Source organism: Paenibacillus sp. FSL R5-0378 (assembly GCF_038009285.1).
GTDB classification, from domain to species: Bacteria; Bacillota; Bacilli; order Paenibacillales; family Paenibacillaceae; genus Paenibacillus_AQ; species Paenibacillus_AQ favisporus.
Window position 1 is genome coordinate 3,563,429 of sequence record NZ_JBBPAY010000001.1, and the last position, 26,922, is coordinate 3,590,350.

The 26,922-nt window shown below is 53.1% G+C and carries 19 protein-coding genes; 10 read left to right on the forward strand and 9 right to left on the reverse strand.

The features are described 5' to 3' along the window. Positions 1-52 precede the first annotated feature (52 nt). Positions 53-1,171, reverse strand: coding sequence for a sensor histidine kinase (locus MKY74_RS16735; protein WP_076167576.1), 1,119 nt, complete (start codon positions 1,169-1,171; stop codon positions 53-55). Next, positions 1,168-1,854 carry a response regulator transcription factor gene (locus MKY74_RS16740; RefSeq protein ID WP_076167574.1) on the reverse strand — a complete coding sequence of 229 codons (687 nt, stop codon included), beginning with the start codon at positions 1,852-1,854 and terminating at the stop codon, positions 1,168-1,170. The genes MKY74_RS16735 and MKY74_RS16740 overlap by 4 nt, the downstream gene beginning before the upstream one ends. Before the next feature lie 366 nt (positions 1,855-2,220). On the opposite strand from MKY74_RS16740, the gene MKY74_RS16745 reads away from it, so the two are divergent. The 4 genes from MKY74_RS16745 (at position 2,221) to MKY74_RS16760 (ending at position 6,431) form a co-directional block, all read left to right on the forward strand. Next, positions 2,221-2,628 carry a DUF6223 family protein gene (locus MKY74_RS16745; RefSeq protein ID WP_076167571.1) on the forward strand — a complete coding sequence of 136 codons (408 nt, stop codon included), beginning with the start codon at positions 2,221-2,223 and terminating at the stop codon, positions 2,626-2,628. Between the two features lie 416 nt (positions 2,629-3,044). Continuing rightward, positions 3,045-3,794, forward strand: coding sequence for an SDR family NAD(P)-dependent oxidoreductase (locus MKY74_RS16750; RefSeq protein WP_076167569.1), 750 nt, complete (start codon positions 3,045-3,047; stop codon positions 3,792-3,794). A 96-nt stretch (positions 3,795-3,890) separates the two neighbouring features. Further along, complete coding sequence (locus MKY74_RS16755) at positions 3,891-5,984, forward strand: multicopper oxidase domain-containing protein (RefSeq protein WP_076167566.1); 2,094 nt, start codon at positions 3,891-3,893, stop codon at positions 5,982-5,984. 24 nt (positions 5,985-6,008) lie between these two features. After that, complete coding sequence (locus MKY74_RS16760; protein WP_076167564.1) at positions 6,009-6,431, forward strand: SgcJ/EcaC family oxidoreductase; 423 nt, start codon at positions 6,009-6,011, stop codon at positions 6,429-6,431. A 120-nt stretch (positions 6,432-6,551) separates the two neighbouring features. On the opposite strand, the gene MKY74_RS16765 is transcribed toward MKY74_RS16760, so the two are convergent. After that, positions 6,552-7,337: an alpha/beta hydrolase gene (locus MKY74_RS16765; protein WP_208629247.1), complete on the reverse strand. Its 786-nt coding sequence runs from the start codon at positions 7,335-7,337 to the stop codon at positions 6,552-6,554. A 237-nt stretch (positions 7,338-7,574) separates the two neighbouring features. On the opposite strand from MKY74_RS16765, the gene MKY74_RS16770 reads away from it, so the two are divergent. The 6 genes from MKY74_RS16770 to map all read left to right on the forward strand — a co-directional run bounded on the left by MKY74_RS16770 (position 7,575) and on the right by map (position 18,997). Then, positions 7,575-8,552 (forward strand): helix-turn-helix transcriptional regulator, encoded by a 978-nt coding sequence (locus MKY74_RS16770; protein WP_341012546.1) that lies wholly within the window; start codon positions 7,575-7,577, stop codon positions 8,550-8,552. A 277-nt stretch (positions 8,553-8,829) separates the two neighbouring features. After that, positions 8,830-14,295, forward strand: coding sequence for a HAMP domain-containing protein (locus MKY74_RS16775; protein WP_076167556.1), 5,466 nt, complete (start codon positions 8,830-8,832; stop codon positions 14,293-14,295). Positions 14,296-14,550: 255 nt separating this feature from the next. After that, positions 14,551-14,889: a hypothetical protein gene (locus tag MKY74_RS16780; RefSeq protein WP_076167553.1), complete on the forward strand. Its 339-nt coding sequence runs from the start codon at positions 14,551-14,553 to the stop codon at positions 14,887-14,889. A gap of 122 nt (positions 14,890-15,011) precedes the next feature. Continuing rightward, positions 15,012-15,593, forward strand: a complete 582-nt coding sequence (locus MKY74_RS16785; RefSeq protein ID WP_076167551.1) for a TetR/AcrR family transcriptional regulator — start codon at positions 15,012-15,014, stop codon at positions 15,591-15,593. Positions 15,594-15,819: 226 nt separating this feature from the next. Then, positions 15,820-18,084 (forward strand): YhgE/Pip domain-containing protein, encoded by a 2,265-nt coding sequence (locus MKY74_RS16790; RefSeq protein WP_076167548.1) that lies wholly within the window; start codon positions 15,820-15,822, stop codon positions 18,082-18,084. A gap of 166 nt (positions 18,085-18,250) precedes the next feature. After that, positions 18,251-18,997, forward strand: a complete 747-nt coding sequence (map, locus tag MKY74_RS16795; RefSeq protein ID WP_076169476.1) for a type I methionyl aminopeptidase — start codon at positions 18,251-18,253, stop codon at positions 18,995-18,997. Positions 18,998-19,078: 81 nt separating this feature from the next. On the opposite strand, the gene MKY74_RS16800 is transcribed toward map, so the two are convergent. The 6 genes from MKY74_RS16800 to fabV form a co-directional block, all read right to left on the reverse strand. Further along, a complete protein-coding gene (locus MKY74_RS16800) occupies positions 19,079-19,279 on the reverse strand; it encodes a hypothetical protein (RefSeq protein ID WP_076167546.1) in 201 nt (66 codons plus the stop codon). Between the two features lie 78 nt (positions 19,280-19,357). Continuing rightward, positions 19,358-20,503: a Ger(x)C family spore germination protein gene (locus tag MKY74_RS16805; protein WP_084203746.1), complete on the reverse strand. Its 1,146-nt coding sequence runs from the start codon at positions 20,501-20,503 to the stop codon at positions 19,358-19,360. Further along, positions 20,500-22,350 carry a spore germination protein gene (locus tag MKY74_RS16810; RefSeq protein WP_244169188.1) on the reverse strand — a complete coding sequence of 617 codons (1,851 nt, stop codon included), beginning with the start codon at positions 22,348-22,350 and terminating at the stop codon, positions 20,500-20,502. The genes MKY74_RS16805 and MKY74_RS16810 overlap by 4 nt, the downstream gene beginning before the upstream one ends. Further along, on the reverse strand, positions 22,347-23,438 hold the full coding sequence (locus MKY74_RS16815; RefSeq protein ID WP_076167540.1) for an endospore germination permease: 1,092 nt from the start codon (positions 23,436-23,438) through the stop codon (positions 22,347-22,349). The genes MKY74_RS16810 and MKY74_RS16815 overlap by 4 nt, the downstream gene beginning before the upstream one ends. 266 nt (positions 23,439-23,704) lie before the next feature. Continuing rightward, entirely contained in the window at positions 23,705-25,114 is a 1,410-nt protein-coding gene (aspA, locus tag MKY74_RS16820; protein WP_076167538.1) for an aspartate ammonia-lyase, read from the reverse strand. Positions 25,115-25,655: 541 nt separating this feature from the next. Next, a complete protein-coding gene (fabV, locus tag MKY74_RS16825) occupies positions 25,656-26,846 on the reverse strand; it encodes an enoyl-ACP reductase FabV (RefSeq protein ID WP_076167533.1) in 1,191 nt (396 codons plus the stop codon). Positions 26,847-26,922 lie beyond the last annotated feature (76 nt).

The following is a 26,922-nucleotide window of genomic DNA, read 5'->3' on the forward strand; positions in this document are numbered from 1 at the left end:
ACAACACGAATGTGGACACTATTTTGATATAGGACAAGAGCGATATATTTTTTCAAGTATGCACAGGCAAAAAAACACTAAATGTCGTACCTTGACCGGGTTCACTCACAACGCGGATGAACCCGCCGTGGGCCCGGACTAAATGATGAGCAATCGATAATCCGAGGCCCGTTCCGCCTGTGTGCCGCGAACGGGCCTTTTCCACACGATAAAAACGATCGAACAGATGAGCCAATTCATCGGCTGGAATACCGATACCGGAGTCTATCACCGAGACACATACATAAAGTGCATTCTGATCCCAAACTTGATCTTCAATGACAACCGAAACCTTTCCGCCTTCCGATGTGTAACGAACTGCATTCGTCAACAAATTGATGAACACCTGCGTCATTCGTCTCGCGTCTGCCATCACCGTTACCGGCCTTGTGTTTGAAGAGAAGCGCATTTCCAGCCCGTTCTCCTCAGCCTCCACGTTCATATCGTCCACGATTTGTTCAAGTCTTGCTGAGAGATCGAGCGGTTTGCAATCCAGCGCCAATCGACCCGCCTCAGCCAGCGACAAGACATGAAGATCTTCCACAAGCAGGCCTAAGCGGATCACTTCGTCATGGAGTCTAAGCAGCATTTCCGGGGGGACAGATTGACCGGCCTGCTGAGCATTTTCTAGCTTGAGCTGCATGATCGACAGCGGGGTCCGCAGCTCATGAGCGACATCCGCTACCAACCGCCTGCGGGCGTCCTCGGCTTCCCGGAGACGAAGCGTCATGTCATTGAATGTCCGGATGACTTTGCCGTATTCGTCCTTTGATTTTACAGGAACGTTCACGTGCAGATCTCCCTGCGCAACGCGTTCGATCGCGGCAACAAGCTTTCGAAGCGGGATCGTGAGCACCCCTGAAATCCATAAACTGGCGAACAGCCCGGTTGCGATGAAAAAGAACCAATTCCCAAGCTCGAACTTCCGCATTTTTCCTGAAACGTAAGTCTTCAAATGCTCAATTTGTTCCCCGGGCGGTGCGTTCAAATAAGCTGTACGGATTTCTTCCTTGCGATATTGATCGAACAAAGACTCCATATAAGCCTGCTTGGTAACGGCATGAACACCTCCGATAATAAAAACGAGCAGTCCCATGCAGACAAATATTTTTTGGCGAACCGTGAGCGTCATGGTTGTTCACCGAATCGGTAACCGAAACCGTAGACCGTTTGAATATAACGGGGATTGGCCGAATCGTCTCCCAGCTTGCGGCGAAGATTCCGGATGTGGGAATCCATCGTTCGCTCGTATCCCATATATTCATCCGCGAGGGCGGCTTTTAACAATTGCAGGCGGCTGAAAACCATTCCGGGACGCGCAGCCAATGTGAGCAAAATTTTGAATTCGGTCGGTGTTAGTTGAATCTCCTGGCCATCCTTGAACACCTGACATTTGGTCTCGGAAATGGTCAAGTTGTCTCTTTCAAGCAGTATTGGCTTGTCTTCAGGTCCACGCAAGCGGCGAAGCAATGCCCTGATACGCGAAGACAGCTCGCGCAAGCTGAACGGTTTCGTCAAATAATCGTCCGCACCGATTTCCAGACCGACGATTTTATCCGTTTCATCCGAACGGGCTGTGACCATAATAATGCCGCAATTCGAGGTTTGTCTGATTTCAAGGCACACATCGATGCCGCTTTTCTCCGGAAGCATCCAATCAAGCACAACGAGATCTGGCCGTTCAGACCGGGCGATCATGAGCGCTTCTTTCCCGGTACGGGCGGTCAATACTCGAAACCCCTCACGATGCAAATAGGTCTGCATCTCCTCAAGCATGCCCGGTTCGTCCTCCACAAGCAACAACTTCGGTTCCATTCGAATCCCATCTTTCCAGTTTAGTCTGCTTCGAGTGGGTGAGTTCCATCACTTACCCCAAATTATACTGTGTTTTCACACGATCATGAATAAATCCATACAAAAGGAGGCGGATCTGCATAAGTTCTCGACATTTATTGTTTACACTGACTGTGCGATGAGAGCGATAGACGCATTAGAACAAAAATCTTAAATTAACGAAGGCGAGGATTCAAAGATGAGTAATCTACCCGTAAACCGCAGTGAACCTGAAGCCCTGGATCGTATGGTGGAAGCAGCCGATCTTTCACCGCTCGCAGTTAGAACGCGTGTCGTGTACAAGGCAGTGGCGAAGAACGAATCAAAAACAAAAAGGAGCTTTGGCCAATGAAAATAAAGATGGTGATGTTCGCTATATTTTGTGTTTTTCTACTTGTTCCATCAGTTGCTTCCGCTGCAGCGGCCAATGGTAATGTCGGATACGGAGAAGCTACCCCTGGGCGAATCTGGGCTTCGTTAGATGCGATGTTAGGCTTGATCGGCGCGATCATCGGCGGGCTTTCTTTGGCTCGCTCCGCAGGTCGATTCGGTAAGGGCAGTGGGAGGCGCGGGGCCATCGTGTCCGGGGTGGTGGGGCTGATTGTCATAGTCTACGCCCTGCTGCATCTGACCATTTTTACCGGAGATTTCGGAACCGGCAGCGGGCGGGCCGGAGCCATCATTGCCATTGTAATGGGGTTGGTCGGCATCGTCCTTGCCGGGTTGACTTTGGCTCGATCTCGTCATTCGGGCTGATGTGTAATCGTTAAATACCTGATTTTGGCCGACCTGGACCGCTGCAAGCGGTCTATTTTTATTTCTCATAGGAGCAAGAAATTTTGCTGGATCCTGTTAAAGATCATCTGACTTGGGACGCTTGTTATCTGTTCGGATAAGGAAAAATTCGGATGAATTACCTCTTGACACAAGGGAACCTCGAGGATAATATAAAGTTATCTTGATTGTTTAAGATAAATAATAAAATAAGATAATTAATCGATTGAGATTAATGTGGCAGCCCTCCACGATCTAAAGGAAGCGAGCCAGGATTTGTCTCGAAAGGGGAGAGAGCCTATCGTGATGAGCCGAATGGAATCGCGGGACCGTTTCGTTAAAATACAAGCAGATCGGGATTGGGTTGCAAAAAAGTCGAATGATGGAGGATGTTGAGGATGGATTATGGTTTACAGGGGAAAGTGGCTGTGATAACGGGAGGTTCGCGCGGAATTGGCAGAGCGGCTGCAAAGAAGTTCGCTGCGGAAGGAGCTCATGTCTACATCACCTATTTAAGCAACCGAAGCGAGGCGGACCGAACCATCAGCGATATTCAGTCGTCAGGAGGTTCTGGTCAGGCCGTCCAAATGTCCTTAAATGACGAGCAGAGCATTTACCGGGCCTTCAACCAAGTGAAGAAGGAGAGGGGGCGGTTGGATGTGCTCGTGAATAACGCCGTCTTTTGGGGAGAGGAAGCCGCGGTAGAGGCGAGCGCGAATGAAGCGTGGTTTTCCGTTATCGATCAGACCGTCAAGGGAACGTATATGGCAACGAAAGCGGCCGTTCCGCTTATGAAGCAGGGGGGATGGGGACGGTTGATTCATGTTTCTTCCAGCCTCGTATACGCCGGGAAACCGAATGAAACCGCAAACCTGACGGCCAAAGCGGCTTTGCACGGATTCAGCCGTACCTTGGCGGCGGAGCTGGCTTCGGATGGAATTTACTCCAATGTTGTCATTCCTGAGCTCACGCTGTCGGAATGGGTCTCGCACGCATTCCCGCAGCCGATGCTTGAAGATTATGCTCAATCGTTTCCGACGCGAAGGCTGGGCACCCCAGATGACGTTGCTAATTTGATCATTTATTTGGGATCAACGGCGAACAGCTTTGTCAATGGAGAAGAAATCCGCGTTACAGGCGGTAAATAACATGGGCAGAGTGCAGATCCATAAGAAGGCTGCCTCCCAACCAAATGTTGTGTGGTCAGACGTAAGTTTATTTACCGGTGGAAAGGAAAAAACGTAATGTTCGAAACGATTACAAGTATGATGTTAACCTACGCGGTGACGGCGCTATGGTTGATCGTCGGCACGGCGGCCGCGGGGCTTCCTTACGTGAAAGGCATTTTTCAACGGAAGGTCTGGAGAACGTTATTGCTTTGGATCAGTTATATTGGCCTTGCATTAGCCTTGTTATGGTTCATTCTGATAATCAGCCAATGGGTTAGAAACGGCTGGTGGTTCGTTGAAGGCATCGTCAAGACGATTTTGCCCATCATGTTGATTGGCTACGTTCCCTTGGTCCTGTATACACTTCCCCTATTAAGGAGACTGCGGGTTTCCACTGCGGACGTATCGTCTTCAGATTCGATGGTCACAACAACCGATCCGAGGCTGCTGATCCCGATCTATGCGGCCGCCCTCGCATCCGGCATTGCCGCCTTTCATACGATTTTCTCACAGCCGACCCTTCCCGGCTTGCTGGAGGCGGTGCTGCTGATCGCGCTATATCTCTTCGTGCTGGTTGTGCCATCCTTTATCGTTATCAGAAGATATCATGCGATCATGAAAGGTACATTTACCGTGGCTCCTTTATGGAAAAGGCTGTTGAAATTCGCCTTAGCGGGATTAACGACGGCCATTGTAGCGATCGGGGTGGTGGCCTTTCAGGCTTGGTCGGACTTTCATGCCTCGAAGCTTCCGGAAGCGTCGGATATGATGAATCACCACTGGCTGGACGAAGGAGGCGGCACGCCGACGATGATGACGGGTCATCAGCATCATGCTGACCATGCCAATATGGTGGAAGTAGCGAAACTGACGGGGGATATCTCCGCTCCTGCGGATATCCATTATGAGCTCGTTGCGCAGAAACGGGAAATTACACTTGCGTCCGGTGCCAAGATCGAAGCTTGGACGTACAACGGCGAGGTCGCCCCCGAGCTGCGCGCAAGGCAAGGAGAGATGGTGGAAGTGAAGCTGATGAACCGGGATATCGACAAAGGTGTGACGATTCATTGGCATGGATACAACGTGCCGAACGCCATGGACGGCGTACCGGGCATGACCCAAAATGTCGTCAACCCGGGGGAATCGTTCACGTATAAATTTCGAGCCGAGCAAGCAGGGACGTATTGGTTCCATTCTCACCAGCAGGCTGCAGAGCAAGTACGCAACGGCCTGTTCGGATCCTTTATCGTCGAACCATCAGAGGAGACGGCCAGCTACGATGAAGAGGTGACGCTCATTAATCATAATTGGAACACCGATCAGGGAGAGAAGACGGCTTTCAAGGACCAGGACCGTGTGCAAAAAATGCAGGTGAAGCCCGGAAAGATCGTATTATTAAGGCTCATTAACGCCAACAATCAATCCCAAAAGTACTTCCTCCAGGGGAGTGAATATAAGATCACGAGCATTGATGGCACTCCCATCCGGCAGCCGGATCGGTTATCGGATCAAACCGCATTCAGGCTTGCGGCGGGCGGGAGATACGATGTCACATTTACGATGCCGAATCATCCCGTACTGCTCAAATTAGGCGATTCCACGGATTTGGAGGGACCGAGCGTCGTTTTTTATGGGAATTTACCGCCGGACCCGAAAAGCTTTAAAGCGGAATCGAGCTTGTTTGACCCGTCTCAATACGGGAAACCGGCAGATTCAGAACTGACATCCGTGACCAGGTTCGATCGGGAATTTAGGATGGTATTGGGAAACCGGCTTGGATTCTATAACGGGAAGATGAATTATCTTTGGACCATTAACGGAGAAGTGTATCCCCATACGCCTACTTTGGTTGTCAAAGAAGGAGAGAAAATCAAAACGACGTTTATCAACAAAAGCCTCTCGGAGCATCCGATGCACCTCCACGGACATCAGATGACGGTTTTGAAGAAAAACGGCAAAAGAATTCAAACGCCGTGGGTGACCGATACATTGAACGTTAATCCGGACGAAATGTATGAAGTGGCCTTTATAGCCGACAACCCGGGCATGTGGATGGATCACTGCCATATTTTAGACCACGCGGCTGTCGGGATGACCCTGCATCTGATGTATGACCATGTCATGCCCTCCTTTGAAGCGGGAGTGAGATCGGGAAATATGCCGGAATAAACCAATCGAAGGGAAAGATGATGAATGGAAAACCAAGCGAAAGATATTCAATTGATGAAGGAACTGTTTATGTCGTTGAGCGAGGCCTGGAACAAGGGGGATGGAGCGGCTTACGGCGATTGCTTTACGGATGACGCAGATTACGTGACATTTATGGGCCAGCACTTGAAAGGGAAAAAGGAGATTGCGAAGGTTCACCACATGCTGTTCCAGGGCCCGCTCAAAGGCACAACATTGGATTCCACGCTTACGGATGAAGTGCGGCCGCGTTTTTTAACGCCGGACGTAGCGATTGTTCACGGGATCGGCGAGGTCAAATTGCCTAATCCAGCGCAGGACCCTAACGACAGAGGCTCAATAAATACGAATGTGGTGATCAGACAAGATGGGGGATGGAAAATAGCGGCATTCCAAAACAGCCGGATCCAGTCGATGCCAGGCATTTAATCAAGCAGGCTTACCAGTACCGCCCGTGATGGGGCCAACCAAAGAAATGCAATAACGAAAAAAATGCTCTCCTTATCGTATAAGGGAGCATTTTTATTACGAATCTTTAAACAATTGCATTCAACATCTGAGATGCTGTGTGATGAACAGTGCAGCACGGTCCAGGGCTTGATCGGCTTCATCAAGCATACCCGTGAACGCCTGGAACACATGCGGGACGTCGGCGGTAACGTCAAGGATGACATCAACGCCTGCTGCACGTGCACGATCGGCAAACTGCGTGGAATCGTCAAGAAGCAGCTCATTGGTTCCGGCCTGCAGCAGGATCGGTGGGAATCCGGTAAGATCGGCGAACCTGGCGGGGCTTACGAGTTCATGATTCGGATCCTGTCCTGCGAGGTACATCTCGTCCGTCAATGCAAAGCCCTCACGGATGAAGAACGGATCGAGCCCCATTTTGCTATCCATACTTGCTCCGGAATGCGTCTTATCGAGCCCCGGCGAGAACGTAACGACCGCTGCTGGCATCGGCAGGCCTGCGTCCCGTGCCATCAGGCAAGTCGAGACAGCAATACCGCCGCCGGCGGAGTCGCCGGCAAACACAATAGACGACGCCTGGGCTCCATTGTCCAGAAGCTCACGATAGGCTGCGAGAGCATCCTCAAGAGCCGCAGGGAACGGATGCTCCGGGGCGAGGCGATAATCGAGTGAGACGGACCGGATACCGGTCTTGTCGACCAGGCTCGCGGTAAGGGACATAGCCGTGTAGGGGGAGCCCATAATATACGAGCCGCCATGGAAATAAAGAATGATTCCTGGGCGGGTATCCTGTGCAGGGTCAACGATTACACCGGGTCGATTACCAATGGTTGTCGGCGTGGTCCGCACGCCCGCAGGTACTAACATCGTTGCCATCATGGCAGCGAAGTTCGCGCGCATCTCCTCGACGGTTTGCGGCTTGGCGGGGTTAGGACGCCGCAGCATTTCATCCAATTTGTTACGTTGTTCTCTAGACATATGAATAATCTCCTTCTCTTTTTTTATATCGATTTCTACCGTCAATCTCTCCCAACGATCCGGCGTATTCATAGTGTATAATATGAATGTGACAGAACTTGTCACTATAATCTTTTGGGGGTAAATATGATGGGGAAGTCAAGGCGCCTGATTGAATTGATGATGGCGGTAAATCGAAAGCGGAAATTCACCGTCAAAGAGCTTGCCGAAGAATTTGGTGTGTCTACCCGAACCATGCTGCGCGATTTGCAGGAGCTGAGTGGAATGGGAGTGCCTTTATACTCTCAAGTTGGAGCGGGAGGCGGATACCATGTTCTGACTGAGCGAAGCCTCCCACCGATCTCATTTACGGAAAATGAGGCATTCTCCATATTTTTTGCTTCCCATGCCCTTCGACACTTCAGCTCGCTGCCTTTCGAGGCATCTGCAAAATCCGCACTTCGAAAATTTTACAGGTACTTACCGGAAGATGTGAAAAGTCAGATCGACGAGATGCGAAACCGAATTGACTTCTTTACGCATACACGCCCGGAACAAGCTGGCTGCCTTGAGTTATTGCTCCAAGCGTCCATTAGAAGGTTGCCCGTAACAATCAATTATGGAATTCGAAAGAATGGTACCCATGAAAGAACGATTCAACCCATCGGTATATATGCCCATGAGGGATATTGGTTTTGCCCGGCTTACTGCTATTTCCGAAAAGCTTTCCGATTATTCCGGGTAGATCGGATAGGGTCAGCCGTCTTGGCGGATGCCGAAGCGTCAACGCCTGCAGTGGATGTTTCAGAGGTGGATTTAACGAACTGGGGTCCTCATTTCTACAGCACACGGGAAAGCGTAGATGTTCAAGTGAAACTAACGGCAAAAGGGATTGAGTTATTCCGAGAAAAGAGCTGGATTTTCCCTTGGGGAGAAGTACATCGTTCCGAGGACGGCACAGGCATACTGGAAATGGGTATCTTCCCGTCCGAAATACCATTCTTTGCTGATTATTTTTTTTCTTTTGGTGCTGAAGCGGTCGTGCTCCAACCGGAAGAGCTGAGAGAAGCGGTCAGAACAAAGCTGGTCCGTGCTCTCGAAGAATACAGCGTTCCACAATCCTAGTCTTCCGATTTCAATTTTATTGGGGTGGATGTAGATTTCTCTCTCGAGTTAGATGCGGAGAACAAGTGTCCTATGCAAAAGTGACTTGATACCTCACGGCCGTCCAGCGATTTGGGCGGCTTTTTGTGTGTTCGCTAATGCGCTTTCGCTAAAGTGTAATTTTTAACTTTTAACTGGCAGAAAAATGACAGATTTTAATCGGCATAGTAGAATAATAGAGAAATCATGTTTACCAGCAATGAACGGTGTAAAATTATGTCGAGAGAGGGATTTGACCATGTCGGATCAGCATTTGAAACCGGATTCGCAAGAGAGCCAGGTTCAGTCCAAGGAACTGCTCGATGCGCTGATGGCTTTTAAAAAGGGAGATTTTACATACCGCATGCCATACGATCAGACGGGCATCGCCGGAAAAATCGCAGACACCTTTAATGAGATCATGGAAATGCAGGAGAGCCTTGTGTCCGAAATCGATACCGTTGCCAGGGTTGTCGGTAAAGAGGGCAAGCTGTCGCGCAGGTTTTCCCATAAAAATACCGGCGGGTCTTGGGAGGCGGCCGTAGAATCGTTAAACGGTCTTGTCAGTGACCTGATCCAGCCGACCAGCGAGATGGTGCGCGTAATCAACGCGGTTGCCCAGGGCGATTTGAGGCAAAAGGTGGATCTGGAGTTTGAAGGGCGGCCGCTGACCGGCGAGTTCAAGAAATCCGCGAACAACATCAACAAGATGGTCAACCAGCTGAGCAAGTTTGCTTCCGAAGTGACCCGCGTAGCCAAAGAGGTAGGGACCGAAGGCATTTTGGGCGGTCAAGCCGATGTTGAAGGCGTCTCAGGGACATGGAAAGATCTGACCGACAGCGTGAACGGCATGGCGGCTAATCTGACGAGCCAGGTCCGCAGCATCGCCGAAGTGACGACGGCAGTGGCCAAGGGCGATCTCACCAAGCAGATCACGGTCAATGCCAGCGGCGAAATTTTGGAATTGAAAAATACGATTAATACGATGGTGGATCAGCTGTCGACCTTTGCGTCTGAGGTCACCCGAATGGCCCGCGAGGTCGGCACGGAAGGAAAGCTCGGCGGGCAGGCGAACGTCAAGGGCGTGTCCGGCACGTGGAGAGATTTGACGGAGAGCGTCAACGACATGGCCACGAATTTGACGGATCAGGTCCGCAATATCGCGGTCGTTACGACGGCTGTTGCCAACGGGGATTTATCGAAAAAAATTACCGCCAACGTTCAGGGTGAAATCCTGGAACTTAAAAATACGATCAACACGATGGTGGACCAGCTGTCCATGTTCGCTTCCGAAGTGACGAAAATTGCCCGCGAAGTCGGCACCGAGGGCATATTGGGCGGACAGGCGGAGGTCAGCGGCGTAGCGGGAACATGGCGTGACTTGACCGAAAGCGTCAATTCCATGGCCAGCAATCTGACCAACCAGGTCCGCAACATCGCCGAAGTGACGACAGCGGTGGCGAAGGGCGACCTGTCCAAGCACATTACGGTTAACGCCAAGGGTGAAATTCTCGAGCTGAAAAATACGATCAACACGATGGTGGATCAGCTTAGCACGTTTGCGTCCGAAGTGACCCGCGTGGCCCGCGAGGTCGGAACGCTCGGCATGCTTGGCGGTCAGGCGCAGGTGAAAGGCGTGGCCGGCACGTGGCGCGATCTGACCGAAAACGTCAACTACATGGCCTCGAACCTGACGAACCAGGTGCGCAATATCGCCGTCGTGACGACGGCGGTGGCGAACGGGGACCTGTCGAAGAAGATCACTGCGGACGTGCAGGGCGAAATCCTTGAGCTGAAAAACACGATCAACACGATGGTGGATCAGCTCAGCACGTTTGCGTCCGAGGTTACCCGCGTGGCCCGCGAGGTCGGCACGGAAGGGAAACTCGGCGGACAGGCTGAGGTCCGGGGCGTCGGCGGCACGTGGAAGGATTTGACCGAAGGCGTCAACAATATGGCCCGCAACCTGACGAATCAGGTGCGGAACATCGCCGAAGTGACGACGGCGGTAGCGAAGGGCGATTTGTCCAAGAAGATTACGGTCGACGTCAAAGGCGAACTGCTCGAGCTGAAAAACACAATGAACACGATGGTGGACCAGCTCAGCAATTTTGCGTCGGAAGTCACGCGGGTGGCCAGCGAGGTCGGAACAGAAGGCAAGCTCGGCGCCCAGGCGAACGTCAAGGATGTGTCGGGTACCTGGAAGGACCTGACCGATACGGTGAACAACATGACGCGCAACCTGACGATCCAGATGCGGAACATTGCCGGTGTGACGACAGCGGTCGCCAACGGTGATCTGTCCAAGAAAATTACGGTCGACGTCAGCGGCGAGCTGCTGGAGCTGAAAAATACAGTCAATACGATGGTGGATCAGCTGAACTCGTTTGCCTCCGAGGTCACGCGCGTCGCCCGCGAAGTCGGAACGGACGGCAAGCTGGGCGGACAGGCGCAGGTGAGCGGGGTCGGCGGCATCTGGAAGGATTTGACCGACAACGTTAACATTATGGCGAACAATCTGACGGATCAGGTCCGCGGCATCGCCAAGGTCGTGACCGCCGTGGCGAACGGGAACCTGAAGCAGAAGCTGAACGTGGATGCGAAGGGCGAAATTGCCGAATTGGCCGATACGATCAACAATATGACCGAGACGCTGGATACGTTCGCCGATCAGGTCATTACCGTCGCCCGTGAGGTCGGCGCAGAAGGAAAGCTGGGCGGTCAGGCCAGCGTTCCGGGAGCCGCAGGCACCTGGCGGGATTTGACCGACAATGTCAACTATATGGCGAGCACATTGACCACGCAGGTCCGTGCAATCACCAATGTGGCTACGGCGGTAGCCAAAGGGGATCTGTCCCGGACGATCGATGTCGCTGCGGCCGGCGAGGTTGCCGCGCTGAAGGACAATGTGAACGAAATGATCCGGAACTTGAAAGAGACGACCCGCATCAATACCGAGCAGGACTGGCTGAAGACCAATCTCGCCAAGTTTTCGAGATTGCTGCAGGGACAGCGCGACCTGTATGCCATCAGCCGCATGATCCTGTCGGAGCTGGCGCCGCTCGTGTCGATTCAGCACGGCGTCTTCTATATCAACGAGCCGGAGAACGACGAACCGGTGCTGACGCTGTTTGCCAGCTACGCCTACCAGAACCGGAAGCATCTGTCGAACCGCTTCCGTGCCGGCGAAGGGCTGGTCGGCCAGTGCCTCGTGGAGAAGCAGCGTATCCTGCTGACGAACGTGCCGCATGATTATGTCATGATATCATCGGGACTCGGCGAAGCCGTGCCGCTCAATATCGTGCTGCTGCCGATTATATTCGAGGAGCATGTGCTTGGCGTGCTGGAGCTGGCGTCCTTCCGGGCGTTTACCGAGATCGATCTGGCTTTCCTGGATCAGCTGACCGAATCGATCGGCATCGTCGTGAATACGATGCAGGCCAACCGCCGGACGGAGGAGCTGCTCATGCAGTCGCAGTCCCTGACGGAGGAGCTGCAGAAGCAGCAGATGGAGCTTCAGCATACGAATGAGGAGCTGGAGGACAAGGCGAAGCTGCTCGTCCTGCAAAAGGCCGAGGTCGAGAGCAAAAACCAGGAGGTCGAGGTTGCGAAGCAGTTCCTCGAGGAGAAGGCGGAGCAGCTTGCGCTGACCTCACGCTACAAATCGGAGTTTTTGGCCAATATGTCGCATGAATTAAGAACGCCGCTCAATTCCCTCCTCCTTCTTGCCGAACAGCTTGCGGATAACCCGGATCAGAACTTGAGCGAACATCAGGTCAAATTCGCCAAAACGATCCAGGATTCAGGGCTGGAACTGCTGAACCTGATCAATGAAATTTTGGATCTGTCCAAAATTGAATCGGGCACGGTAACGCCGGACTTCAGCGAAGTGTCCCTCAAAGCATTGACGGACAGCCTCGACCGGTCGTTCCGCCCGATGGTGGATAACAGCCTGCTTGAGTTCAGCATCAAGGTGGATCCGAACGTGCCGGATACGGTGGTTACCGATCAGAAGCGGCTGCAGCAGGTGCTCAAAAACCTCCTGTCGAACGCCTTTAAGTTCACGGAGAAGGGCCAGGTTACTTTGGCCCTGCGGCGGGCAAGCGAAGGCTGGAGCAGGGATAACGAATCGCTGAACCAAGCGCCGAACGTGCTGTGCTTCTCGGTCAGCGACACCGGAATCGGTATTCCGGAGGACAAGCAGCAGATCATTTTCGAGGCGTTCCAGCAGGCGGACGGCAGCACGAACCGGGTGTACGGGGGCACGGGGCTCGGATTGGCCATTTCCCGTGAGATCGCCCAATTGCTTGGCGGGGAACTGACGCTATACAGCGTCGTCGGCAAAGGCAGCATTTTCAACCTCTACCTGCCGGTCGACACGGAAATGGGGCCGCAGGAGGAAACGCCGAAATACGTGCCGGAAATCATCGACGTCACGCCGCCGGAGCAGAAGCTGACCTTCAGCCGCAAGGCGGATGACGTGAACGACGACCGGGAGCGGATCGAGCCGGGAGATCGCGTCTTTCTCATCATTGAAGACGATGTGAAGTTTAACGAAATCCTGCTGGAGCTGCTGCACCGGAAGAACATCAAGGCGGTCATCACGACAAAAGGATCCGGCGCACTTGAGCTGGCGAGAAAATACCAGCCTGAGGCGATTACGCTCGATCTGCGCCTCGGCGATATGGACGGCTGGATGGTCATTGAGCACTTGAAGAACGACTTGGCAACCCGGCATATTCCGGTCTGCGTCATCACCGTCGAAGAGGATGAAGTTGAACTGCTCCGCAAGGGAGTCTATGAGTATGTCTGCAAGCCGGTCACGAACGAAGACCTCGAGAAGGCGCTGGATCAGCTGAGCCGGTTTGCCGCTGAACATAGCCGCAGCCTGCTGCTGGCCGCAACGGAAGATGAGCGCTGCCAGGAATGGGCGGCTCTTCTGGGCGGCGAGGACGTGCGGATCGTCATGGCGCAGACCGCCCGGGAAGCGCTCGAGACCTTGAAGAATGAGCATTTTGACTGCGTGCTCGCGGATAACGATTTGGAGGATATGAACGTTCTGCAGTTCGTCCGGGAAATGCAGAAAAATCCAAAGAACAAGCACATGCCATTGGTCTTGAACCGGAGCGTCAAATGGAACCATGACCAGGAGGAGGAACTGGAAGAGCTGACCAAATCCGCGGTCATCAAAGAGGTCAAGACGCCGGCCCAGATGATCGACGAGACGAGCCTGTTCCTGCACCGCAAGCCGGATGACCTGCCAGAACAGGCAGGAGAGCTTGTGCGCAAGCTGTACCAATCCGACGAGATGATTCAGTATAAAAAGGTTCTGGTAGTGGACGACGATATCCGCAACATTTTTGCCTTGACTACGATCCTGGAGCGTCATCAGATGATGGTCGTTCCTGCTGAAAACGGACACGAGGCCATTCAAATTCTGGAGCAGACGCCGGATATCGAGATCGTGCTGATGGACATCATGATGCCGGTTATGGACGGCTACGAAACGACGCGGGCGATCCGCAGCAAGCCGCAGTTCAAAGATCTCCCGATCATTGCTCTGACCGCCAAGGCGATGAAAGGCGACCGGGAGGAATGCCTGGAAGCCGGAGCATCCGACTACATTACCAAGCCGGTGAACAGCGCGCAGCTGTTGTCGATGATCCGCAGCTGGCTCGGAACGACGGCACCTGAGGAGGATGCCGGGCCGGACCAGGAGGAGTAGAAGGAACGGACATTTTAGAGATGTTTCCCGCTGTTTGTGGTGGGAGGCATCTCTTTTTCTATTCTCGGCAATGTCCCTATCACAATAAGCCCCAGTTCTTTGATCCTGCTTGACGGGGAATTGTGATTTCCAGGGATGTTTTGCCTTTCGGCGGAATGGTTAGACTCTTTATAGACGGGCTGCGGCCGCTTTATCGGCATCAACTGCACCCGGAGATGAAGGCAATGACTACTACGCAGAAAGAAGGGCTTTGTAATGAACGAATCTCTCAAATCCGTAACCGACTGGCTGAACGCGCATAAAAAGCAGACCGTTATGATCCGCAAACAGGAGCTTGAGGACACCGACCAGACACGAATCACACTGGAGGATGTGGAATACAAACCGAGCACACCGACGATTGACGAATATACCGAAGGGGATTCGCTGATCCTGCACGGCAGCGGAGCTGTGGTGAACGAGCAGGGAGATATCCCGCTTCCGCAGAGCACATACCAAATTTACGTTGACGGATTGAAGCACGCGAATGTGCAGGACCAGCAGCTTTCTATGGAAACGGAACGGGCAAAATATGAAATTTTCATACAATCGTGAAAAATTTCAATAAGTATCTTTGCATATTCCAATAAATGTGGTAAAGTAAAAACTGACCTTATGACTGGAATTGAAAATTGGTCAGTTTTTGCTGATACGCGTTTAGATGGGAGGAGAACATCATAGGATCGGTCGACCGGAAGAAACAGGTGCTGGGCGCGGCTGCCCAGTCCTTTTCCTTGTTCGGGTACAAGGCGACGACGATGGAGCAGGTAGCGAAGATCGCTAATGTGGGAAAAGGAACGATTTATACGTTTTTTGATACGAAGGAACAGCTGTTTGACGAAATTCTGCACGGCGTCATCTCCGAAATGAAAACGATCATTGAGCGGGAAGTGGATCACCGGAAGCCGTTTTTCGACAACCTGTTCCGGGTTCTGGATTCCCTTCTGGAATTCCGGGGGGAACATGAGCTGCTGATCAAGCTCTCACAGGAGGTCAGAGACTTCGGGACGCCACAGTCCCAGGAGGCGATGAGCCGGGTGGAGGGTGTCATCCTCGGCTACATGGAGAAGGAAGTCCGGTTCGCGGTGGAGCAGCACGAAATCCGTGAATGCGATCCGTCCGTCGTCGCTTTTCTCATGCTGAAAATGTATGTCGCCTTGACGTCCGAATGGAACAAACAGCATCAAGCAACGTTAACCAAGGCGGAAATCAGACAGCACTTCCGGCTGTTTCTGGAAGAAGGGCTGTCTGTGAAATAACCGGGCATGCGTTATATCCCTTTATAAGAGCAGGGACCGCTGCGGCCTTTATCAGGCGTAACGGCGAAGTACCCGAGTACGTCTCGGAGCAATGGCCCCACGTTGTGGGGTTCTTTTGTCCGGAGGTTTTCCGTATGCGCAAAACTGACCAATTGAAGAAATCAGTCAATGATACTCGGGAGTGTCTGAGTCATACTAAATAACGTAAAGGGGGAAGCCCGGGAACATGAAATCAATAGCCGTGTTTTTTAAAGATTTGGCGGCGGCCGTAAAAAATCCGAAAGTGCTCATTCCGGTCATTGCCGTCATGTTTATTCCGATTTTGTACAGCGGCGTATATTTGGCGGCCTTTTGGGACCCCTACGGTCATCTGGACCAACTGCCGGTAGCGGTGGTCAACAAGGATAAAGGCGCCGAATTCAAAGGCAAGCAGCTCCACATCGGAGATGATTTGGTGGACGAACTGAAGAAAGGAAAGGACTTTGACTGGGAATTCGTCAGTGAAAAAGAAGCTGAGCAGGGAATCAAGGATAACCGCTATTATATGAAAATTACGATCCCTGAGGATTTTTCCAGCAAAGCGACGACGCTGATGGATGAAAATCCGCAGCCGGCCAGCATCGAATACGAGCCGAACGGAGACTACAACTTTGTGGCCTCCCAGATCGGCAATACGGCCGTTAAAGATATCAAGTCTAAAGTATCCGCGAAGGTAACGGAATCGTATACCGACAGCCTGCTGGACAATTTTACGGAGGTTTCGGACGGTTTGGCTGAAGCCGGTGAAGGCGCAGGCAAGCTGCACAACGGTACCAACGATCTGGATGAAGGAGCCGTCAAGCTGAAGGAGAACCTCGGCAAGCTGGCCGCAGGCACACTTGAAGCGAAGGACGGCATGGGGCCGCTGGCCAAAGGGGCAAGCGACCTGACCAAAGGTGTTGGCGACCTGGAAGGCGGCGCCAAGCAGCTTGCCGGCGGGCTCAGCCAGCTGAGCAGCGCACAGGGTCAGCTGACCGCTGGGGCCGTGTCGGCCCAGAAGGGCGGCGAGCAGCTGTATCAAGGGCTGCAGTCCTCACTCAAGGGAGCCCAAGACCTGAATGCCGGTCTGAAGAGCGCCGATGAGGGCGCAGCCGGACTGGAATCCGGCCTGAAGGCGTCGGAGAAGGGAAGCTCCGATCTGGCGAGCGGCCTTGAATCTTCCGCAGGCAGCGCTCAGAAGGTCGCCGACGGCGCCAAAGGCGTGGCCGACGGCCTGCAGCAGCTGGCCAAAGCGAGCCCTGAGCTCGCGGCAAACCCTGAGCTGCAGAAGCTGATCGCAGCCAGCCAGGCGGTAGCCGACGGCAGCGCCCAGCTCGCGCAGGGTCAGCAGCAGCTGGTCAGCGGGGCGAACTCGCTGCATGAGGGCCAGAAGAAGCTGGCTAGCGGCGCGGCCCAGCTGCATGCGGGCACGCAGCAGCTCACCGCAGGCAGCGGACAGCTCGTACAAGGCCAGCAGCAGCTCGTGGCCGGCGCATCCAAGCTGAATGCCGGCCAGCAGCAGCTTACGGCCGGCATGCAAACGTTCGGCCAGAAACTGTCCGAAGCGGCCGGCGGCAGCCAGAGCCTGGCGGGCGGCGCCCAGCAGCTCCTGGCAGGATCCAGCCAGCTGCAAGGCGGCGTGAACAAGCTGGCCAGCGGGCTCGGAACACTTGCCGACGGTTCGCAGCAGCTGAACAACGGCGCAGGTGACCTGAAGAGCGGCATCAGCAAGCTGGAGGACGGTTCGAAGGAGCTGCAGACGAAGCTGACAGACGCGGCGGATAAAACCTCCGAGCTCAAGAAGACCGATGCGCTTGTGGAAATGTTCGCTTCCCCGGTGGATACGAAGGAAATCGATGACCGCAAGGTGCCGAACTACGGCACAGGCCTGACGCCGTACTTCATGTCGCTCGGATTGTTCGTCGGAGCGCTCATTTCGACGCTGGTCATTTCGCTCAAAGGAACGACGGTTCCTGGCGCTTCCGGCTTCAGCCGGTTTGTCAGCCGCTCGCTTTCCTTCGCGGGCATGAGCTTGTTCCAGTCCGTAGTCGCGGCAGCGATCATTCTGTACGGACTGGGGCTGGAGGTTCGAAGCGTACCGCTCTTCTTCCTCTTCTCCTTTATTACGAGCTTGACGTTTATGTTTATCGTGCAGGCGTTCGTCACCTGGCTGGATATGCCGGGACGCTTCCTGATCATCATCCTGCTGATTCTGCAGCTGGCAACCAGCGCCGGAACGTTCCCGCTGGAGCTGATTCCGGATTGGCTGAAGCCGCTGAATCCTTGGCTTCCGATGTCCCACAGCGTGCTCGGATACAAAGCGATTATCGCCAGCGGAGATTTCGATCTGGTGTGGAAGCAGGCAGGCATACTGGGGATCGACGCCGTGATTTTCCTTGCCTTGACCCTTGTCTACTTCCTGATCAAGGGCCGCAAGGCGAAGGAAGTTTCTGCAGAGCCGCAAACGGCTTAATTGCACTCGCGATAGCAATCCATTCACAGGAGTTCCGGTTCTTCCAATCGAAGGACCGGAGCTCCTTTTCGCCTTATCACGCATAAGATGATACGGGTAGATTTCGGACATTGACGATATTGGGTATAATAAGAAGATACAGACAGGAATGAGGGTAGATAAAAAGATGATAATTCTGAAGACGAAAGACCAGATCAAGTACATGAAAGAAGCGGGCGAAATTTTGGCTGCCTGCCACCGTGAGATCCGCAAGATGATCGCTCCCGGCATCACCACTATAGAGATTGACCGTTTCGCAGAACAATTCATTCGCAAGCATGGGGCTACACCCGAGCAAAAAGGATACAACGGTTTTCCTTATGCGACCTGCACTTCGGTAAACGACGTGATCTGCCACGGCTTTCCGGGCAAAACGGTGCTGAAGGACGGGGATATCATCACCGTGGATATGGTGGTCAACCTGAAAGGCTGGCTGGCCGACTCTGCATGGTCCTATCCGGTCGGGAACATTTCCGAGCAGGCGCAGCGCCTGCTGGACGTGACGCATGAATCCCTGTACAAAGGAATCGAGAAGGCGGTTATCGGCAACCGGATCGGCGACATTTCGCATGCGATCCAGGTTTATGCCGAAGGTGAAGGCTTCTCGGTCGTACGCGATTTCATCGGCCACGGCATCGGGGAGGAAATGCACGAAGCGCCGCAGGTTCCCCACTACGGGCCGGCGAATGTGGGTCCGCGGTTGAAGGAGGGCATGGTGATTACGATCGAGCCGATGCTGAATACCGGCACTTACCGGAGCAAGATGGACAGCGACGGCTGGACCGCCAGAACGCTGGACGGCGGACTTTCGGCCCAGTACGAGCACACCCTCGCGATTACCGCGAACGGTCCGGAGATTTTGACGGCACAGTAATCGAACTCCCTAGACGGCCTTCAGAAATACAAAAAGAGAAGCATCCTTGTGGTGCTTCTCTTTTTGTATGTGGAGCGCAAGCTATTTCAAATACACCGCAACGCAGATGATGATGGCCAGGACCACGGTCACCACGTACATGGAAGTCAGCTTGGACAGATTCTTCTTCGTGCGATGCTCGTATTCCGGGTTACGCTTCTTGTTTTCTGCGGAAAAACCGACCCAGAACGTCCCGACAGCAGCCAGCAGGGCGATGCCGATCACGACGATGTAAATCCACATATACAATCACCTTCCTTGATCCTTGGCTGTGCATGACAGGAACGCATTCTTTGCTTCATCATACCATGCACCGGTGGATCAGTGAACCCTTTGCTTGTACTTTCCGGAGTTCACCATCGTAATGGTGACGTCCACGTTTTTCAGCATATCCTCGGTCAAAATAAAATCGGACTGCTTGCTGAGCTCCCTCCATTTGTCAGGGTATTTCCGGTACAGCTTGTCCTCCAGCATCAGCACGTCGGATTTCAGGGCAACGCCTTTTTTATAGCTCTCGATGACTTCCTTCTTGACCAGTTCAGCGGCCATTTTCTCCAGCGTCGACTCGGGTGTATCCTTGATGAGCAGATCTACGTAGGATTTTAGACCGATCCGGATATTGAAGTGTATTTTATCGTTCTCCAATTTGGGTTCGACGACAAAATGCGGCTTCATCAGAACCAGGCCGGCCACAGGGGTTTCGCCGACTGGGATGTTGATGGGTGTCTGTTCAAGCTGCTGCTGAATCCAGCGGGTTCCCTTCAGGTCATCCTCTGATAGCCATCCGCGGAGCTCCCGGTTGTCAAAGAAATAAGCTCCGCTCACCCGGAGCATCGGGTGGTCCTTTTTATCTTCATACCAGTCCTTAATGTCGATCGTCAACGATGGAAGAATTGCTGTCCCGCTTGGTTCTCTCATCTGGGCCAAAATTTTGAACTCGTAAATGGGCAGGATGAACGAACGCTGCGTATAAATCTGCTGCGGTGATTCCAATACGCTTTCCAGTGGAGAAAAATTCAGGATGGACTTCTCCGTCAAAATGTCATGAACCGGATCTTTCGTCCCGTACAGCAGCACGTTATAGCGGACCTCCCGGAACCGGTTCAGCATGTCAAACACTTGGTCCATGCCATGCTTGAGCAGCCGCTCGGAACAAACGACCGCTTTCATATGGCCCCAAAATACACGGCGCTGGGCCGTCGAGTAGATGGACGTCAGCGATTCGGTCACGGTCTTCCCTTCTCCCGTACCGATCCAGATGGGCACAACTTTACCGACTTGGGCATTTTGGGATTGAGCAACATTCGAGAAGTTCAGCACCTGAATGTAGCTTTTATATTTTCCATCCACATAATCAAGTCCGATCGCCGTCACATAGGCCATATTCTGAATATCCTTGGAGTTCCAGCATCCCGGCAGGAGAAGCAGCAGCGCACAGCACACGATGGATAGCACCGTTCTTTTCATGTCGGAGATTCCCCTTGATGATCCGGATCCTGCGGATTCAGGAAGGAGGTTCGGCTTTTGACTTTATCCCATGGCAGACGGGTGACCGAGTTGATAAAATCCTTGAACCGGAAAGGCGAAACCGGCGCAAGATAGGACTCTCCGAACGTCCGGAGGCGGGATACGTAGACCAGCAGCAGAATCAAGCCGAGAATGAGACCGTACATGCCCAGAAACGAGGCGATCAGGAACAAGGTGAACCGGATAACACTGATGACCGACGTTAAGCTTTGGTTGACCAGGGTCGCGCCGGTGACGGTCGTAATGGCGCCTACGACGACCGATGACGGAGAGACCAGCCCGGCACGGATGGCTGCGTCGCCGATGATGAGACCGCCAATGACGGTCAAGGTCTGGCCGATCGTGGTGGGCAGCCGGATGCCGGCCTCGCGGAAGATCTCAAACAGCAGGAGCAGCAGAAACAGCTCCATCTGAGCGGAGAAGGGCAGGCCCAGACGGGTCACTGAAATGGTCGCCAATATCCGGTATGGGAGCTGGTCCTGGTGAAATGCGGTCAAGGCCACCCAGAATCCCGGAAGAGCCACGGACAAGACGAGACTGAGCACGCGGATCAGCCGCACGAAGGAGACATAAATGTAGTTAAAGTGGATGTCTTCCGGCGACTTCATGAGCAGGGACAGCGAACCAGGACCAGTAAGCACCATCGGATTGCTGTCTACGATAATAACGAATCTCCCGTTGATCAGCGCGCTAACCGCGTAATCCGGACGGCCCGTAAAATCGATCAGCGGCAGCAGGGAATACTTCGAGTCGGACAGCAGTTCCTCCAGCTGGCTCGCCGTATACAGTCCGTCCATGTCGATCTTGGACATCCGCTTTTTGACTTCCTCCAGGAGCTTCGGTGAGATGATGTCATCAATGTAAAGAAGCGATACGCGCGTCCGTGTTCGTCTGCCCATAATAAACGTCTCATTGCAGAGTGTTGTGCTGCGGAGCCGCTTGCGGATCAGCGCGACGTTTGTGCTGATATCTTCGGTGAAACCGTCTTTCGGGCCTTTGACAGAAATTTCAGTGGTAGACTCTTCCGGGGTCCGCTTGGGCATGTTGCTGATGTCCATCGTATACAGCTCGTTGGTATGCGGGAGGAACAGGACGACACTCCCCTGAAAGACCGCTTCTTCCACCGCGCTGCTGGGCGCGTTGTGCTCTAGCACGCTCAGAGGAAGTTTGCCTGCAAGCAGTTCGCCTTTTTTGGATGGAAGGCCGTCCTTCTCATACATGTCGTAGAGCTCCGGCAGAATGATTTTGCCGATCAGCGACGACTCGCACAGACCATCAGCAAAGACCAATACGATTTCCGAATAAGGATTGGATTTGCTGAGCCGATGCATTTGGACTTTAATATCTGCACTTTTCGCAAACAAATCGTTCAGCTTACTGAAATTCCAAAGCATCGGATCCTCCGATGGGTTGTCATCCTTTTGGCCTTTTTGGGACTTGTTATCATCCGACCGGCCGTTTTCTGAAGTTTCGTTATCGGTATTTTCTTTTCTACTTTTACCTTTGCCGTGCACTGCATCTTCATCGTTTCTTTTATCCTTGTCATGTTCAGGGCCGCTGTTGTCCCCGTTGTCATCTTCGTTGTCGTCCAGCGGTGCGCCATTTTCCTGGCCTGATTCTTCTGAAGACGGATCTTCCGATGAATGGTCGCGCCGTTTACCTGGATCCCCGCTTTTTTCGTGATCCTGGTCACGTTTATCACCATGCGGATGACCTTCTGATTTCTGGTCCTCCGCTGGTTCATTGCCCCCTTGGGGCAAGTTATGTTTATTTTCAGTATCCGTCATGTCGTACGTTCCCTCCTTTTCTCCGGAATGAAGGACATGCCAACGCACAGCAGGGAATACGCGATTCCCAAGATCAGCGATGCCGGAAAATACATCCGGTACATCATGTTATAAAAGTCCTGCTGGCTGTACGGAAACATGCACAGCACGATGTAACTGAACGTAAGGGCGAGAATAAATCGGCTCCGCATCGTTTGACTGGAGAAAGGCATAATCTCCGCAAGCAAAAACAAGGATAGACTGACCCGTACGGTTGACCCGGCAAGCCACTGATACACCGACAAAAAGTCCACATGCTCAACGTAATCGCCGATTTTGACAAGCCGCCACTGCTCATAAGGGGACGTGGCCTGCTTGGCCGCTTCATACGGCCCGAATTCGGTGATGGCTCCTATAACGGGTCCCAGCGTAATCCAAACCATCAACAGCGCAAACACGACCATATGCCAAGGTTTCACATGAGACCGGATCCGGTGCTGCATCGTGATGATGACGATGAGTTCGATGAACGCACCTCCCGCATACAGCATGCCATGAACAGGTGGCACCCAGCCGTGCTCCATCAGGGGGAACAGCAATTTGTAATTTTTGTGTGCCGTATTAGCAACCGAGACGAAAATCCCCAGGATGACGACAAGAGGCAGCAGGACACCAGCTCCAATGGCCATGGAGCGCAGCCCGGTTTTTGCCATGTACAGGCAAACAAGCGCCAGTACGGTAACGAGCACCAGCTTCGGCGTGGCCGGCAGGTAATTGGTGATCGTCCAAGTGGAGGTATGAAGAAGCGTAAGGCCACCTATTAAATACAAATACAGGCATATCGGGGCCATGAGGACCCAGGAAATCCATGGTTTGGTCCGATCAGCAAGCCATGGCTGCAGCTTCCGATTTCCGGATCTCTTCATGAACAAGACGAGCAGCAGCGACCAGGGCACGTAAAAGACCGCCGCCATGATGACGGAAACCCAGGCATCTCTGCCGGACGAGTCCAGAATCATGGGATTCACAATGACATGACTGGTCAGCCCGTTCATTAACATGAGGATCATACAGATTTGGGAGAAACTCATTCGATTGACAGAACCCATCGCGTTAATCACTCTATTCCGGTTTAGGCTTTGATAAAGGGTAGTATGGTAAGGAAAGGGGGATTTTATGTATTTACATAGATAGAACTAAAGATTTGCATGAAACTTCCTGTTAGATCGGCCCAGCAAAGGCCTATGAGATTCTTTAGTTCATTCTATGTACGTAGAAATTTTCAAAAGATCCAGATGGAAGAGGGGGAACAACGTTGCGTTTATATGATAAAAAAACGACCGTGCCATTGCCAGGCACGGCCTGTTCCTATAATTTATTCCTTCCGCAGCAGCGCTTCGCCTGCAATGCCCGGATTGGTCATTTGGTAAGGATCGAGGATGATGTTCAGCTCTTCTTCCGTCAGCACGTTGTACAGCAGGCAGAGCTCCCGAACCGATTTGCCGGTCGTGATCGCTTCGCGCGCAATGCGGGAGACGACTTCGTAGCCGAGGTGCGGATTCAGTGCTGTAATGATGCCGACGCTGTTCTCGACATATTCCCTGCACCGCTCCACATTAGCCTGAATGCCCTCGACGCAGTGCTCGCGGAACACCCGGAAGCCCTGGTTCATAATTTCCAGCGATTGCAGCAGGTTGTAGACGAGAACCGGCTCCATGACGTTCAGCTCGAGCTGGCCGGCTTCGGATGCCAGGCAGATCGTATGGTCGTTACCGATCACCTGGAACGCGATTTGGTTGATAACCTCGCACATGACCGGATTGACCTTCCCCGGCATAATGGAGGAACCCGGCTGGCGTGAAGGGAGAGAAAGTTCCCCAAGTCCTGCCCGTGGGCCGGAAGCCATCAGCCGGATATCGTTGGCGACTTTGGACATGTTCATCATGCAAATTTTTAAGGCGGCGGACACCTCGGTGTAGGCGTCGGTATTCTGTGTGGCATCGACAAGATGATCCGCTGCCTGCACCGGAAAACCGCTGAGCTCTGCCAGAATTTCAGCCACGCGCTTGATGTAGGTCAAATCGGCATTGAGGCCTGTGCCGACCGCTGTGGCGCCCATGTTGATATGCAGCAGGTTGTTCTTGGTGGCTTTGACCCGCTCAATGTCACGGCCCAGCACGCGGGCGTATGCCTGGAATTCCTGCCCGAGACGGATCGGAACGGCGTCCTGCAGATGGGTTCGGCCCATCTTGATCACCGCGTCAAACTCGTTGGCTTTATCGACGAAGGCCTGATGCAGATCGGTCATGGTGGCCACGAGCTTGTCAATCATGGTCAGTGTCGCCAGATGGACGGCGGTCGGAAACGAATCGTTGGTCGATTGGGCCATGTTGACATGGTTGTTCGGGCTGATGTCGGCGTAGCTGCCTTTTTCCTTGCCCATCAATTCCAATGCTCGGTTCGCAATCACTTCGTTCGTATTCATATTTATCGATGTACCGGCGCCGCCTTGGATCGGATCCACGATAAATTGGTCGAGCCACTCACCGCCAATGATCTCATCTGCGGCTTGTACAATGGCCTCACCTTTGGCTGGAAGCAGCCGTTTAATTTCCATATTAGCCAATGCTGCAGCCTTTTTGACCATGGCCATCGACCGGATCAGTTCAGGATGCAGACGCTGTCCGGTAATCGGAAAGTTCTCCTTTGCGCGTAGGGTTTGAATGCCGTAGTATGCATGGTTAGGAACTTCTTTGGTGCCTAGAAAATCTTTTTCCAATCTCATGAAAATCAATCCTCCGGGTATCTGTACTGGATAAGTCAAAGAGCCGCATGTAAACGCTGTGATTTGTCGGACTCGCTACCATTATACGCTGGTTGTCTTGAAATTTGCTAGTTTATTGTCAACGAGGGGTGTAAAGATCATTCATTTGTCCACTGAAAACGGACGATACGGACCTGGGGGACGGTGAATGACTTACTTTTACATACATACGTTTGACCCTTGTATTGGTGGCAAGGCTTACATAGAAGGAGCTTTTACACTTCGCACAGCTTGGCATAAAAAAGAGGAGGCGTATCATGTTCATAGTCTGGCCGTCGGTGGTTGTAGCGCTGGCAGGCCCGAGTCTCCGGAGGAGAGGAACATGTTCAGAGAAGTCATTGACAATGCCGACCAACCGATGACAAAGGATCGTCTTCATTAACATACCCGGAGGATGAGTGTTTATGATTCGTCACATCGAAGAATTGGTGAACAAGCCAAAAAGCCCGGGTAGGCGAACAAGCATACCCGGGCTTCTCTATAATATAAGCATATAAATCGGTTAAACGGAATGCGGAACCTTCACGTCAGGATTTACGTCGGCTTCATAATCGACGCCATCCGTCTCAAAGCCGAACAGCTGGAAGAATTCGCGGCGGTACCCATGAAGATCGGTCAGATCATAGATGTTGTCCGATGTGATGCTGTTCCAGATGTCGGCGACTTCAGCCTGCACATCTTCGCGGAGCTCCCAGTCGTCGATGCGGATTCTGCCGACTTCATCCACAGGCGTTTCGCCGCCGGTATACAGACGGTCGGTAAACAGGCGGTAGGTCTGCTCGATGCATCCTTCGTGGATGCCTTTTTCTTTCATGACCTTGTACAATGCGGAGATGTACAGCGGCACGACCGGGATCGCCGAACTGGATTGGGTCACCAGCCCTTTGCTGACAACGACATAAGCGCGTCCGTTTTTGGCCGCCAGCTGGTCGTTCAGCTTCAGCGCAGTGGCTTCCAGGTGATCCTTGGCTTTGCCGATGGAGCCTTCCCGGTACACGGCCTGGGTGATGTCCGATCCGATGTAGGAGAAGGAAATGGTGGCGGCTCCGTCGGCCAGCACGCCGCCCTGCTCCAGCGCATCGATCCACAGCTGCCAGTCGTCCCCGCCCATAACAGCAACCGTACCGCGGACTTCTTCTTCCGTAGCGGGTTCAATGGTCACTTCGCTGATTTCGCCGGTGTGGAAGTTGACGGTTTTATTCGTATAGGGCTTGCCCAGCGGTTTAAGGGTGGAATTGTACACTTCGCCGGTGACCGGATCGGTTCTCCGGGCGGATGCCACACTGTACACCACCAGGTCGACCTGACCGAGTTCGGAACGGATCAATTCCACCGTTTTCTCCTTCGTTTCAGTCGAGAAGGCGTCCCCTGTCACGCTGAAAGATTTAAGCCCGGCCGCTTCAGCTGCTTGTTCAAACGCGGCGGAATTGTACCATCCGGCGGAGGCTGTCCGTTTCTCGGAACCGCTGCTTGGGCGGTATACGCCTACGGTATTCGCTCCGGCTCCGAATGCAGCTGTGATGCGTGCCGCCAAGCCATAGCCGGTCGACGCGCCGATCACGAGCACGTTTTTCGGCCCTTGGACGGCCGGCTTGGATTTGACGTAATCGATTTGGGCCTGGACCTGCGCAGCGCATCCTACAGGATGTGCCGTCGTGCAGATAAAGCCCCGGGTTCTTGGTTTGATGATCATGTGAATGATTATCCTCTCTTTTTAAAGTAAAGTATCGTTTGTTTGGAGTCAGGTTTATGTATCCCATACATCAGCC